A 13,483-nucleotide genomic window follows, 5' to 3' on the forward strand; every position below is an offset into this window, starting at 1 on the left:
GACATGGACCGCCGCATTTTCGGGCTGGAGAACGAGTACGGCGTCACGTGCACGTTCAGGGGACAGCGCCGACTGTCACCTGACGAAGTGGCGCGCTACCTCTTCCGCCGTGTTGTCTCATGGGGCCGCAGCAGCAATGTCTTCCTGCGGAACGGCGCCCGCCTCTACCTCGACGTGGGTTCGCATCCGGAATACGCAACTCCCGAATGCGACAACGTGACCGAACTGGTCACGCACGACAAGGCGGGCGAGCGCATTCTCGAAGGCCTGCTCGTCGACGCCGAACGCCGCCTGCACGAGGAGGGAATCGCGGGCGACGTCTATCTCTTCAAGAACAACACCGACTCGGCGGGAAACTCCTACGGCTGCCACGAGAACTATCTCGTCGCCCGCCACGGAGAGTTCTCCCGGCTCGCGGACATCCTCATTCCGTTCCTGGTCACCCGTCAGCTGCTGTGCGGCGCGGGCAAGGTACTGCAGACCCCACGTGGCGCGGTCTACTGCGTCAGCCAGCGCGCCGAGCACATCTGGGAGGGCGTCAGCTCCGCCACCACCCGCTCGCGCCCGATCATCAACACCCGCGACGAACCGCACGCCGACGCGGAGCGCTACCGCCGTCTGCATGTCATCGTCGGCGACTCGAACATGTCCGAGACGACCATGCTGCTGAAGGTCGGCGCGACCGACCTCGTACTGCGCATGATCGAGGCGGGCACGGTCATGCGCGATCTGACCCTGGAGAACCCGATCCGGGCGATCCGCGAGGTCAGCCATGACATCACCGGACAGCGCAAGGTGCGCCTGGCCAGCGGCCGCGAGGCCTCGGCCCTCGAAGTGCAGCGCGAGTACTACGAGAAAGCCGTGGACTTCGTCGAGCGGCGCGGGATCCGCACCGGCACCGTCGAGCAGGTCCTGGAACTCTGGGGCCGCACGCTGGACGCGATCGATTCGGAGGACCTCGACCGGATCGGCACCGAAATCGACTGGGTGATGAAGTACAAGCTCATCGAGCGGTACCGGGCCAAGCACAATATGACCATGTCGCATCCGCGAGTCGCCCAGATAGACCTCGCGTACCACGACATCCACCGCCGCCGGGGGCTGTACTACCTCCTCGAGCGGAAGGGCCAGGCCGCCCGGATCTGCAACGACCTGAAGATCTTCGAGGGCAAGTCGGTGCCCCCGCAGACCACCAGGGCGCGGCTGCGCGGCGACTTCATCCGCCGGGCTCAGGAGCAGCGGCGGGACTTCACCGTCGACTGGGTGCACCTCAAGCTCAACGACCAGGCGCAGCGCACCGTGTTGTGCAAGGACCCGTTCCGGTCGGTCGATGACCGGGTGGAGAAGCTCATCGCCGGTATGTAGCCACCACCCGGTGGAACGCGACTCGGGCCCCGTACGTCCTCGTACGGGGCCCTTGGCACGCCCTAGAGTGTCGGGCAACTACTGTGCCGTCTGAGATCTGAGGAACACGTGCGCCGACTTGCCGGCCTTCTCGTCGTCCCCTTGCTGCTGTTGTCGACAGTGGCGTGCGGCAGTGACGACAAGGGCTCCGACTCCACCTCGTCCAAAAACGGACTGCCTGCGATCACCGCCGGCGCCAAGTTCGGTCAGAAGCCGACCTTGGCGAAGGGCGAAGGTGATCCGCCCAAGGAGCTGAAGGTCGAGGTCATCAGCAAGGGTGACGGCGCGACGACCAAGAAGGGCGATGCCCTTCAGGTCAATTACCTCGGGCAGACCTGGGTTTCGGACAAGCCGTTCGACAACAGCTTCGACCGCAAGGAACCGCTCGACCTCACGCTCGGTGCCGGCGATGTCATCCCGGGCTGGGAGAAGGGCCTCGAGGGCCAGAAGGTCGGCAGCCGTGTCGAGATGTCGATCCCGCCGGCGCTCGGTTACGGGGATCAGGCCAAGGGCGACCAGATCCCGGCCAACTCCACTCTGGTCTTCGTCGTCGACATTCTGAAGGCGACCACCATTCCGGTGTCCGCCAAGGGCACTGAGGTCGCACAGGACAACATCGACCTGCCGAAGGTGGGCACCAACACCGACGGCAAGGCCCCTTCGGTCACCTTCCCCAAGGAGCCCGACCCGCCGAAGAAGCTCGTCTCCAACTACGTGCTCGAGGGCACGGGCCCGGTGGTCACGGCGAAGGACACCGTCATCGTGAACTACGAGGCCTATCTCTGGAACGGCGGCAAGAAGTTCGACAGCACGTACCAGCGGGGCAAGCCCCAGACCTTCCCGCTGGCGCAGGTGACGCTCAAGGGCCTCAAGGACGGTCTCGTCGGTAAGAAGGTCGGCAGCCGCCTGCTGCTGGTCATCCCGCCGGACCAGGCATTCGGGGCCGAGGAGAAGCAGGGCGTCCCGAAGAACTCGACGCTCGTCTTCGCCGTGGACCTTCTGACAAAGGTGTAAGACTGTCCAGGTTGCCCCGTTCATCATTTAGAGGAGCAGTTCAGTGAGCATCGAGAAGCCCGAGATCGATTTCCCGGGTGGCGAGCCGCCGGCCGACCTGGAGATCAAGGACATCTGGGAGGGTGACGGACCGGTGGCCAAGGCCGGCGACACCGTCTCCGTCCACTACGTGGGCGTGGCCTTCTCCACCGGCGAGGAGTTCGACGCGTCCTGGAACCGCGGTACGCCGCTGCAGTTCCAGCTCGGTGTCGGCCAGGTCATCTCCGGCTGGGACCAGGGCGTGCAGGGTATGAAGGTCGGCGGCCGTCGCCAGCTGATCATCCCCGCGCACCTTGCCTACGGCGAGCGCGGCGCCGGTGGCGGCGCCATCGCTCCCGGCGAGACGCTGATCTTCGTCTGCGATCTGGTTGCTGTCTGAGTCCGATCGCTTCGTAGCGTAACGAGGGCCCATGCCGTCTGGCGTGGGCCCTCGCTTTTGCCCCGACAGCCCGGAGCGGTACGGTCAACGCTCAGAAGTGCTACGTAGATGGGGGCGAAGGGCGTCGATGGCCATTGCCAAGGCCGAGCGGCTGATGAATCTGGCGCTGTGCCTGCTGGGGACCCGGCGTCCGCTCAGCAAGCGCGAGCTGCGCGGGTCCATCGAGGCCTATCTGGAGGCCGGCTCCGACGACTCCTTCAACCGGATGTTCGAGCGCGACAAGGACGATCTGCGCGAACTCGGCCTGGTCATCGAGACGGTGGAGAACCTCGAAGGAGACACCGGTTATCTCGCACGCCGCGACTCCAACCGGCTGCCCGCCATCACGCTGGACGCCGAGGAGGCCGCTGCCCTCGGCCTCGCGGCCAAGGTGTGGCAGCAGGCGCGGCTGGCCGGAGCCGCCAGCGGTGCCCTGCAGAAGCTGCGCGCGGCCGGTATGCCCGAGGCCGGGGATTCGTACGAGGCCCATCACAGCGCGCTCGAGCCCCGCATCCCGGTCCATGAGGCCGCCTTCGAACCGCTGATGCTCGCCTGCCGCGACCGCCGGCCCGTCGTCTTCGACTACCGCAAGGCCAATGCCGCCCGCCCCGAGCAGCGCCAGGTCGAACCATGGACGCTCGAGTTCTGGCGCGGTCACTGGTATCTCGCCGGCTGGGACCGGGACCGGGGCGCCGAGCGGGTCTTCCGGCTCTCTCGTATCACCGGCCGGGTCCGCTCCCGCGTCGGCTCGTTCACCGCGCCCGTGCCCGACGTCGTGACCGTCCGTGAGACCGTCGAGAGCTGGGCGGGTGAGATCGCGACCCGCTCCGCGGTGATCAGGCTGCGCACCGGCTGCGGCTATCCGCTGCGCTCAAGAGCACAGTCCATCCGGGAACTGGGCGAGGGCTGGGACGAGTTGGAGATTCCGTACGGGCACGGGCTCGATGCCTGGCTCGTGGAATTCGGCCCGGACGTCGTCGTACTGGAGCCCGCGGATCTGCGGGCCGATGTGGTCGACCGGCTCCGTGCCGTGGCCAAGGGCTGAGGGGGACTCGTACAACCATGGCCGCCAACGCCATTGACCAGACCCGGCGAATGCTCTCGCTGGTGACCTATCTGCGCGAGCGCCCCGGCGCGCGCGTGGGGGACGTCGCCCGCGCCTTCGGGATCACCGAGGACGAGCTGATCTCCGACCTCGACGTACTGCCGATGTGCGGGACCAGCTTCCGCGGCGGCGATCTGCTCGACATCGACACTGACGGTGACCGCATCTGGTGGCGCAATCCGGATGCCTCCGGCACGAGTACAGCTGAGCCGCTGCGGCTCGCTGCCGACGAGGCGACCGCCCTGCTGGTGGCCGCGCGCGCGGTCGCCACCCTGCCCGGGCTGCGCGAGGGCGATCGCGAGGCGCTGCTGCGGGCCACCGCCAAACTGGAGACCGCGGCGGGCGAGGCGGCCGGCGCGAGCTCCCGGCTCTCGGTCACCTTCCAGTCCGAGGGCGGTGTCTTCGCCGATGTGGACCGGGCGATCTCGGAGCGGCGGCGGCTGTGGCTGAAGTACTACTCGCCCGCGCGCGACGAGCTCACCGAGCGCGAGGTGGACCCGATCCGGCTCTTCGCGGTGGGTCATACGTATATGGAGGCATGGTGCCGTCTCTCCGAGGCGCGCAGGACCTTCCGCCTCGACCGGGTGGCCGAGATCAAGCTGCTCGACGCCCCGGCCGCACCGCCCGAGATCGAGCTGCGGGATCTGTCCGAAGGGCTGGTGCAGCCGTCGGCGGACGATCCGGAGGTTGTGGTCGAGGTCGGCCCCGGCGGGCGCTGGGTCGCCGAGTACTACCCGCACGACAGCGCGGAGGAGTTGCCGGAGGGTGGTCTGCGCATCACTTTGCGTACGCCTGCCCCCGCTTCGCTGCGGCGGCTGGCGCTGCGGCTGGGGCGGGACGGGCGGATCGTCTCGCCGCAGGACCTTACGGACAGTGCCCGGCTGGCGGCGCGTGAGGCGCTCGCTGCCTATGACGCCCAGGAATAGCTCGCTGCCTATGACGCTCAGGAATAAGGGGATTCGCGCGGCATGTCTGTGATGTCTGGAATTCCGGCGACGGTGGGGCCGGTCCTCTACAAGGCCGCGTGCCCCGAGTGCCGCGCTCGTTTCGAGCTCTCCGCAGGGGCGCTGCGGCTCGCCATCGGAGCCAGCCGCCGCACCACCTTCTACTCCTTCACCTGCCCCGAGTGCGACATGGCCGTCCGCAAGCCGGCCGGGGAGCGCATCGTCGAGCTCCTCACCGGCGGCGGCGTACGGACCCTGCGCCTCTACTCCACCGTCTAGAACGGTCTAGGTTCTGCCCATGCTCTGGCCCATGCTCGCCATCGCCCTCGGCTTCCTCGGGATCGCTGTACTCGGCATCCTCGGTGTCCGCGTCTTTCTCGAGGCCCAGCGGCTGGGCATCGAGGTGGCCCGCACCACGGAGCGGATCAACCGGGCCGCGGAGGATCTGGAGAACGCGGCGACCGGTCTGGCCCGCACCGGTGACGCTTTGCGCTAGCCCGGGTGCACTCTGCTGCGCCGAAACTGCGAGCGGTACGCTGCTGGTGGCGGCCCGGACAGTGGGGGCACGGGCTGCAATCGTGCGTATGCGCAGGCATTGCCCTGTGTTTACTCCTGCGGGTTACGATCGCTGGTAGCGCGGTGGCCAGACATTTGTCCGGCAGTCGGGCAATCAGACTCCCTGTCGCCTCGGTGAAGAAGGTAAACAGCTATGGGTAGGCTCGGCCCCACCGAGATCATTCTCATCCTTGTCGTCATCGTCCTGCTGTTCGGCGCCAAGAAGCTTCCGGACATGGCCCGTTCGCTGGGCAAGTCGGCCCGAATCCTCAAGAGCGAGGCCAAGGCCATGAAGTCGGACGACACGCAGAGCGCCCCGGCCGACCCGCCGCAGCCGGGCGCCGCCCAGGACCAGCCCGCGCCGCGCACCATCCAGGCCGCGCCCGGTGATGTGACCAGCTCACGTCCCGTAACCGAGCCGACCGACACCACCAAGCGCTGACCCTGGGCCGCCGCAGGCACCGAAACAACGGTGATGGCCTGCCGCACGAGATGAGGACGTGGGTTGCTCAAGTCTGCCCGCAAGCAGGAGAAGGACCCCGAGGGGCGGATGCCTCTCGTGGAGCACCTGCGAGAGCTTCGCAACCGGCTCGCGAAGGGAATGCTCGCCATCATGGCGGTCACGATTGTGGCCCTGATGTACAGCGAGCAGCTCATGCAGTTCCTGACGAAGTCGGTGCCCAAATGTCCGCCGGGCGTGACGAGTAACGGCGGAAACTGCGCGATCGTCTCCTTCAACACGCTGATTGCGCCTTTCAGCACGACGATCCAGCTGAGCTTGACCACCGGCCTCGTTGTCGCGAGCCCGGTCTGGCTCTACCAGCTCTGGGCTTTCGTGGCACCTGGACTGCACAAGAGCGAGAAGAGGTACACGTACGCCTTCGTCGGCGCGGCGGTACCGCTGTTCGCCGCCGGTGCCTACCTCGCGTACCTCATCCTCCCCGTCAGCGTGAAGGTCCTGATCAGCCTTACGCCGGACGGCTCGGCGAACATCCTGTCGCTGGGCGATGTCCTCGATTTCACGCTGCGGATGGTGCTCGTCTTCGGGCTCGCCTTCGAGCTGCCGCTCGTGCTGGTGATGCTCAACCTCACGGGCATCCTCAGCGGCCGGCGCATGGCCCGGTGGTGGCGCGGCGTCATCATGGGTGTCTTCGTCTTCGGTGCCGTGATCACCCCGACGACGGACCCGATCGGCATGATCGCGCTGGCCGGGCCGATCAGCATCCTCTACTTCATGGCCGTCGGCTTCTCGCTACTGAACGACAAGCGGCGACGCCGCAACGACCCGGACGCCGAGCTGGACGACGACGAGGCCTCCGACCTCGATCTGACCCCCGAGGCCGTCAGTGACGTCGAGCCCGTCCTGGCCGCGCGCTCCGTACCGGAGCAGACCGGCGGCGAAGCGGACGGTGGGCGTTCGAACCGGCTCAACGGTTACGACGACATCACCTGACCTTGCCGGGTCCGCCGGATGACCGGCGGGATCACCTTCTTCGCCAATACCACCGCGGGACGCGGCCGGGGCGCGCACTCCGCGCAACCGGCCGCTCGTGCGTTCCGGGCGACGTGCGGGTGACCGTACCGGTACTTGCCCCGGTCAATTAAAGATCGCGCTCACTGTCAGAGGTGACGGGTAGGCTCGTGAGCAAGATGACCGAGGACCTCTCTCCCGCTGAGCGCTACGCCGCTGCCCGTATCCGCGCCGCTGAGGAGGCCACTGCGCTGGCCCCCTTCCGAGCGCTGTACGAATTCGACCTGGACCCCTTCCAGATCGAGGCCTGTCAGGCCCTGGAAGCGGGCAAGGGCGTGCTCGTCGCGGCGCCCACCGGCTCCGGCAAGACCATCGTCGGCGAGTTCGCCGTCCACCTGGCTCTTCAGCAGGGCCGCAAATGCTTCTACACCACACCCATCAAGGCACTGTCCAACCAGAAGTACACCGACCTCGCCAGGCGCTACGGCGCGGACAAGGTCGGCCTGCTCACCGGCGACAACAGCGTCAACTCCGAGGCGCCGGTGGTCGTGATGACCACCGAGGTGCTGCGCAACATGCTGTACGCGGGCTCGCAGTCCCTGCTCGGCCTCGGCCATGTGGTCATGGACGAGGTCCACTACCTCTCCGACCGCTTCCGCGGTGCCGTCTGGGAGGAAGTGATCATCCACCTCCCCGAGTCGGTGACCCTGGTGTCCCTGTCGGCCACCGTGTCGAACGCCGAGGAGTTCGGCGACTGGCTGGACACCGTCCGTGGCGACACCGAGGTGATCGTCTCCGAGCACCGGCCCGTGCCGCTGTGGCAGCACGTCATGGCCGGCCGCCGGATGTACGACCTCTTCGAGGAGGAGACCGACCACGGCGGCCGCGGCGTGACCCGGCGCGAGGTCAACCCCGATCTCGTACGCCTGGCGCGGATGGAGAACCAGCGCACGTACAACCCCCGCGACCGCCGCCGCGGCAAGATGGTCCGTGAGGCGGACCGTGAGCGTGAGCGGCGCCAGCGCACCCGGATCTGGACGCCGGGACGGCCCGAGGTCATCGAGCGACTCGACGCGGAAGGGCTGCTGCCCGCGATCACCTTCATCTTCAGCCGGGCGGGCTGCGAAGCTGCCGTACAGCAGTGCATGTACGCGGGGCTGCGGCTCAACGACGAGGAAGCGCGGCTCAAGGTGCGCGAGATCGTCGAGGAGCGGACCGCAGCCATCCCCGGCGAGGATCTGCATGTCCTGGGTTACTACGAGTGGTTGGAAGGTCTGGAGCGGGGCATCGCCGCGCACCACGCCGGCATGCTGCCGACCTTCAAGGAGGTCGTCGAAGAGCTCTTCGTACGCGGTCTGGTCAAGGCCGTCTTCGCCACCGAGACACTGGCGCTCGGCATCAACATGCCTGCCCGCTCAGTGGTGTTGGAGAAGCTCGTCAAGTGGAACGGCGAGCAGCACGCCGACATCACCCCTGGTGAGTACACCCAGCTCACCGGCCGGGCCGGACGGCGCGGCATCGATGTCGAGGGCCATGCGGTGGTGCTGTGGCAGCGGGGCATGGACCCGGCCGCGCTCGCCGGTCTCGCGGGCACCCGCACGTATCCCCTGCGTTCCAGCTTCAGGCCCTCGTACAACATGGCCGTCAATCTGGTGCAGCAGTTCGGGCGCCACCGCTCGCGCGAGCTGCTCGAGACGTCGTTCGCGCAGTTCCAGGCGGACAAGTCGGTAGTCGGCATAAGTCGCCAGGTGCAGAAGAACGAAGAGGGACTCGAGGGCTACCGCGAGGGCATGACCTGCCACTTGGGGGACTTCGAGGAGTACGCACGGCTGCGCCGTGAGCTCAAGGACCGCGAGACGGAGCTGGCCAAGCAGGGCGTCGCACAGCGGCGGGCCGCCGCGGCCTCCTCGCTGGAGAAGCTGAAGCCCGGTGATGTCATCCATGTCCCGACGGGCAAGTTCGCGGGCCTCGCGCTGGTGCTCGACCCGGGCTTCCCGGCCGGACGTAGTAACGGCCACCGCGGCTTCGAGCAGCACGACGGCCCGCGGCCGCTGGTCCTGACCGCCGAGCGGCAGGTCAAGCGGCTGGCGTCGATGGACTTCCCGGTGCCGGTCGAGGCGCTGGAGCGGATGCGGATCCCGAAGTCCTTCAATCCGCGCTCGCCCCAGTCACGGCGCGATCTGGCGTCCGCGCTGCGGACGAAGGCCGGCCACATCGTTCCCGAGCGGCACCGCAAGCAGCGGGCCGCGGCCGCCGACGACCGTGAGATCACCCGGCTCCGTGCCGAGCTGCGCGCGCACCCCTGCCACGGTTGCGACGAGCGCGAGGACCATGCGCGGTGGGCGGAGCGGTACCACCGGTTGCAGCGCGACACCCAGCAGCTGGAGCGGCGCATCGAGGGGCGTACGAACACCATCGCCCGTACCTTCGACCGGATCGTGGCGCTGCTGACCGAGCTGGACTATCTGCGCGGGGACGAGGTCACCGAGCACGGCAGGCGGCTCGCCCGGCTGTACGGCGAGCTGGATCTGCTGGCGAGCGAATGCCTGCGTGACGGTGTGTGGGAGGGACTCAGTCCGGCCGAACTGGCCGCGTGCGCCTCGGCGTTGGTGTACGAGGCGCGGCAGTCGGACGACGCGGTGGCGCCCAAGGTCCCGGCGGGCAAGGCGAAGGTCGCACTCGGCGAGATGGTGCACATCTGGGGCCGGCTCGACGCCCTGGAGGAAGAGTTCAAGATCAACCAGGCGGAGGGCGTCGGACAGCGCGAACCCGATCTCGGCTTCGCCTGGGCCGCGTACCAGTGGGCCTCCGACCGGAGCCTGGACGAGGTGCTGCGCGAGGCGGAGATGCCTGCCGGCGACTTCGTCCGCTGGAGCAAGCAGGTCATCGATGTCCTCGGCCAGATCGCGGCAGCCGCGCCGCGCGAGGGCAGCACGGTCGCCAAGAACGCGCGCAGGGCGGTCGACGCGCTGCTGCGGGGTGTGGTGGCGTACAGCTCGGTGGGCTGAGCGGGACGACGCATGAAGGCCCCGTTCACCACCGGCCGCTGGTGAACGGGGCAGCGTTTCCGGTCAGCTCCAGAACCTGTCCGACTCGTCGATGTCTTCGAGGCACTCGTCGATGTCGGAGATCTTTCCGCCGACGATCGTGAAGAACAGTCCTTCGCGCATTTCGAGGCCGTGGTCACCCCGGTCGGCCCGGGATGTGTGGAAGGACATCACATGGCCGCGCCCGTCGGCGAGCACGGCTTCGAGCTCGATCAGCATGGTGCCGTTGGTCTCCTCGCCGAACCTGCGGTAGAGCTGGAGAACGGCGTCCCGGCCCTTGTGGTGCCCGGATATCGGGCTGCTTCCGGGTACGTGGTGGACGACATCCGCCGTCATCAAGGAGCCCAGCGTCTCCATGTCACCTGATCCGAACGCTGCGTAACCCCGGCGTATCAGGGCACAGTCCGGGTGTTCAGCCATAGCGATTCCCACCTTCCGTCCCTATGGATCCCTCTTTTCCCATCATCCGCCGGGTCCAGAGGGCTGTCCACGCAAGGTGCCGGGGCCCGCCGTCGTCACGCGGCGGCGTCAATCGCCTTCGCGGCGTCGCGCTTGGCGACTTCCTCACGCACGATCGGGATCACCTGGCGGCCGAAGTCGATCGCGTCGTCCAGCAGGTCGTAGCCGCGGGCGGAGAGAATCTCCACGCCGAGGTCGTAGTAGTCGAGCAGTGCCCGGGCGACGGTCTCGGGTGTGCCGACGAGCGCGGTGGAGTTGCCCGCGCCGCCCGTTTCGGCCGCGGTCGGCGTCCACAGCGCGCGGTCGTGCCGCTCGCTCCGCGCGGCGACGGCCAGAAGGCGCTGTGAGCCCGTGTTCTCCGGGTCCTTGAGCGGGTGGCGGCGGCTGAGCGGCGCGCCCGCCCTGCGTGCCTTGATCCGGTCGAGGGTCCGGTACGCCTTCTCCCAGGCGAGTTCCTCGGTGGGCGCGATGATCGGACGGAACGCCACCTGGATCTTCGGGACATCGGTACGGCCCGCCGCCTTCGCGGCCGCCTTCACCGACTCGATCTGCTGAGCGGTCTCGGCGAGAGGCTCGCCCCAGAGGCAGTAGATATCGGCCTCGGCGCCACCGGCCTCGTAGGCCGCGGGTGAGGAACCGCCGAACGAGACGCGCGGATGCGGCTGTTGTACGGGGAAGGTGTCGCTCACGAAGTCGCTGAAGCGGTAGTGCGTGCCCTCGTGGTCGAAGGGCTCATGGCTCGTCCAGGCCTTCTTGATGATCTGGATGGCTTCGCGGGTACGGGCGTAGCGCTCGTCCTTGGTGAGGAAGTCGCCCTCGCGCTGTTGCTCGTGGTCGTTGCCGCCGGTGATGAAGTGGACGGCGAGCCGGCCGTCGCTGATCCGGTCCAGCGTGGCGAAGGTCTTCGCGGCGAAGGTCGGGTACGCGACGTTGGGGCGGTGCGCGACGAGGATCTGGAGCTTCTCGGTGCGGGCCGCGATGTACGCGGCGGCCGGGGAGGGGTCGGGCGAGCCGGAGCCGTACGCGAACAGGACGCGGTCCCAGCCGTGGTCCTCGTGGGCGCGGGCGAGCTTGAGCGTGTACTCCTTGTCGAAGGACGGCCCGGAACGGGGCGTGACTTCGGAGCCTTCATTGGTTGCGGCGATGCCGAGAAACTCGACGGGCATGGTGCGGCCTCATATCTCGTGATGCGGTGACGTGGTCAGTGGCGTGGAGCCGGTGTGGAACCGTCAGAGGCAACACGAGGCGGACCACACACGACCGAAGTCGATGTGGTCGCGGGTGACCAACCGCAGCCGAGGGCGCATCTGCCCAGTGGAACAGGCGTGTTGGGGCCGAGTCAACTGTTTCTGTACGCTCGCCAGCCGCCGTACTCCGTGATGTCGACGGCGTCGTCGAGGGCGGCGGGTTCGCAGAGGAAACCGGGGGCGGTGGTGCCGTCGGCCAGTTCCAGGCGGCCGATCGCCATGGGGCGGGGGAGGGCGGCGGTGAGCGTGCCGAGGCCCTCCGGAGGCAGCTCCCAGATCTCGGCCTCGATATGCCGGCCGCCGCTGTCCACATGGACAAGGCCCGGCTTGGGCGGGTCGGTACGCAGGGCGAAGAGCCGGTAGGCGGGGGCTGTGGTGGTGGTACGGATCAACCGGGCGCCGAGGGCGAGGAGTTGGGGGTTGAGGGGCTGGCCGGTGAGATGGGCTCCGACGACGGCGAGGCGAACGTGCGGAGTGAGCAGTGCCGCGATCCGGGCGAGTCGGTCGTCCGTGCCGGCCGGGCCGATCAGCATGACACCGAAGGGGCGGGCGTCCACTTCACCTGCGGGGACGGCGACCGCGGCGAGGTCGAAGAGATTGGTGGAGTTGGTGAACCGGCCGAGCCGGGCATTGGCGCCGAACGGGTCGGCGGCGACGTCGTCGAGGGTGGGGTGGCCCGGGGTGGTGGGCAGGAGGAGCGCGTCCGCTTCGGCGAGGGCGGTCATGGCGCGGGCGCGGAGGGCGGCGAGCCGGGCCTGGTCGGCGAAGAGCCGATGGGCGGGGATGTCGCGGGCGCGGCGGATGATGGCGGCGACGGTGGGATCGAGGTCGTTCATTTCCTTATCGACAAAGGCGCCTGTGGCGGTGTAGCGCTCGGCGACGAATGCGCCGTCGTAGAGGAGCGCGGCCGCCTCGGTGAAGGCGGTGAGGTCGATGGGGCTGAGGCGGGCGCCGGCAGCAGCGAGACGGTCTGCTGCCGCTTCGTATGCCTCGGCCCAGCCCTCGTCCATGGCCCCGAGCTGCTCCGCCGGCGGCACAGCGACCCGCCAGGGGCCGGGGGTACGGTGCGGGGCCGCGCGGCCGGGTGGCGTGGCGATGAGGGCGAGGGCGAGTTCGGCCTCGGGGAGTGTTCGGGCGAAGACGCTGACGCAGTCGATGCTCGCGCAGGCGGGGACGACGCCGTCGGTGGGGACGAGGCCTCGGGTGGGCTTGATGCCGACGATGCCGTTGAAGGCGGCGGGGACACGGCCGGAGCCGGCGGTGTCCGTGCCGAGCGCGAGGTCCGCGATGCCGAGGGCGACGGCGACGGCGGATCCGGAGCTGGATCCTCCGGCGATCCTTGCCGGGTCGTGGGCGCTGCGTACCGCGCCGTACGGCGAGCGGGTGCCGACGAGGCCGGTGGCGAACTGATCCATGTTGGTACTGCCGAGCACGACGGCACCGGCGGCTCTGAGCCTGGCGACGGAGGGGGCGTCGGCGGGCGGGTCATAGGCGTAGGAGGGGCAGCCGGCGGTGGTGGGGAGGCCGACGATGTCGATGTTGCCCTTGACGGCGACGGTGCGGCCTGCGAGGGGGAGTTGCTCACCGGCGGCGACGCGCGCGTCGACGGCGCGGGCGTCCGATTCGGCGTCGGCGCGGGGGCGGAGGGTGATCCAGATGTCTGGCCGACGGGCGCGGTCGATGCGGTCGTATGCGTCCCGGACACGGGCGAGGGCGGTGGTGGGGGTGGGCATGGGGGCGGCTCCTTGAGGTGGGGGCGGTTGGGGTACGGGCTGGGGAT

Annotated in this window: 13 protein-coding genes; 10 read left to right on the top strand and 3 right to left on the bottom strand. The window is 68.6% G+C overall.

Translation table 11 applies throughout. The features are described 5' to 3' along the window. The first annotated feature begins 3 nt into the window (after nucleotides 1–3). From pafA to ACFYXH_RS39310, 10 genes are all read left to right on the top strand, one after another. Nucleotides 4–1,365, top strand: a complete 1,362-nt coding sequence (gene pafA, locus ACFYXH_RS39265) for a Pup--protein ligase (protein WP_327322432.1) — start codon at nucleotides 4–6, stop codon at nucleotides 1,363–1,365. Between the two features lie 108 nt (nucleotides 1,366–1,473). Beyond that, nucleotides 1,474–2,418: an FKBP-type peptidyl-prolyl cis-trans isomerase gene (locus ACFYXH_RS39270; RefSeq protein WP_389573743.1), complete on the top strand. Its 945-nt coding sequence runs from the start codon at nucleotides 1,474–1,476 to the stop codon at nucleotides 2,416–2,418. 43 nt (nucleotides 2,419–2,461) lie between these two features. Then, nucleotides 2,462–2,836, top strand: a complete 375-nt coding sequence (locus tag ACFYXH_RS39275; protein WP_327322430.1) for an FKBP-type peptidyl-prolyl cis-trans isomerase — start codon at nucleotides 2,462–2,464, stop codon at nucleotides 2,834–2,836. Between the two features lie 127 nt (nucleotides 2,837–2,963). Then, a complete protein-coding gene (locus ACFYXH_RS39280; protein WP_389573745.1) occupies nucleotides 2,964–3,920 on the top strand; it encodes a helix-turn-helix transcriptional regulator in 957 nt (318 codons plus the stop codon). Between the two features lie 17 nt (nucleotides 3,921–3,937). Then, nucleotides 3,938–4,906 (top strand): WYL domain-containing protein, encoded by a 969-nt coding sequence (locus tag ACFYXH_RS39285; RefSeq protein ID WP_327322428.1) that lies wholly within the window; start codon nucleotides 3,938–3,940, stop codon nucleotides 4,904–4,906. Between the two features lie 42 nt (nucleotides 4,907–4,948). Further along, nucleotides 4,949–5,203: a hypothetical protein gene (locus ACFYXH_RS39290; protein ID WP_327322427.1), complete on the top strand. Its 255-nt coding sequence runs from the start codon at nucleotides 4,949–4,951 to the stop codon at nucleotides 5,201–5,203. A 19-nt stretch (nucleotides 5,204–5,222) separates the two neighbouring features. Further along, nucleotides 5,223–5,420, top strand: coding sequence for a hypothetical protein (locus ACFYXH_RS39295; RefSeq protein ID WP_389573747.1), 198 nt, complete (start codon nucleotides 5,223–5,225; stop codon nucleotides 5,418–5,420). A gap of 213 nt (nucleotides 5,421–5,633) precedes the next feature. Then, nucleotides 5,634–5,921, top strand: a complete 288-nt coding sequence (tatA, locus tag ACFYXH_RS39300) for a Sec-independent protein translocase subunit TatA (RefSeq protein ID WP_362679032.1) — start codon at nucleotides 5,634–5,636, stop codon at nucleotides 5,919–5,921. A 108-nt stretch (nucleotides 5,922–6,029) separates the two neighbouring features. Then, nucleotides 6,030–6,932 (top strand): twin-arginine translocase subunit TatC, encoded by a 903-nt coding sequence (tatC, locus tag ACFYXH_RS39305; RefSeq protein ID WP_389573855.1) that lies wholly within the window; start codon nucleotides 6,030–6,032, stop codon nucleotides 6,930–6,932. A 197-nt stretch (nucleotides 6,933–7,129) separates the two neighbouring features. Continuing rightward, nucleotides 7,130–9,958, top strand: a complete 2,829-nt coding sequence (locus ACFYXH_RS39310) for a DEAD/DEAH box helicase (protein ID WP_389573858.1) — start codon at nucleotides 7,130–7,132, stop codon at nucleotides 9,956–9,958. Nucleotides 9,959–10,021: 63 nt separating this feature from the next. Here ACFYXH_RS39310 and ACFYXH_RS39315 read toward each other — a convergent pair whose 3' ends face one another. The 3 genes from ACFYXH_RS39315 to atzF form a co-directional block, all read right to left on the bottom strand. Next, nucleotides 10,022–10,417 carry a nuclear transport factor 2 family protein gene (locus ACFYXH_RS39315; RefSeq protein WP_362679034.1) on the bottom strand — a complete coding sequence of 132 codons (396 nt, stop codon included), beginning with the start codon at nucleotides 10,415–10,417 and terminating at the stop codon, nucleotides 10,022–10,024. Nucleotides 10,418–10,512: 95 nt separating this feature from the next. After that, entirely contained in the window at nucleotides 10,513–11,622 is a 1,110-nt protein-coding gene (locus ACFYXH_RS39320; protein ID WP_389573751.1) for an LLM class flavin-dependent oxidoreductase, read from the bottom strand. 173 nt (nucleotides 11,623–11,795) lie between these two features. Beyond that, on the bottom strand, nucleotides 11,796–13,436 hold the full coding sequence (atzF, locus tag ACFYXH_RS39325) for an allophanate hydrolase (RefSeq protein ID WP_389573753.1): 1,641 nt from the start codon (nucleotides 13,434–13,436) through the stop codon (nucleotides 11,796–11,798). Nucleotides 13,437–13,483: the final 47 nt, after the last annotated feature.

Source organism: Streptomyces sp. NPDC002730 (assembly GCF_042888805.1).
GTDB lineage: Bacteria > Actinomycetota > Actinomycetes > Streptomycetales > Streptomycetaceae > Streptomyces.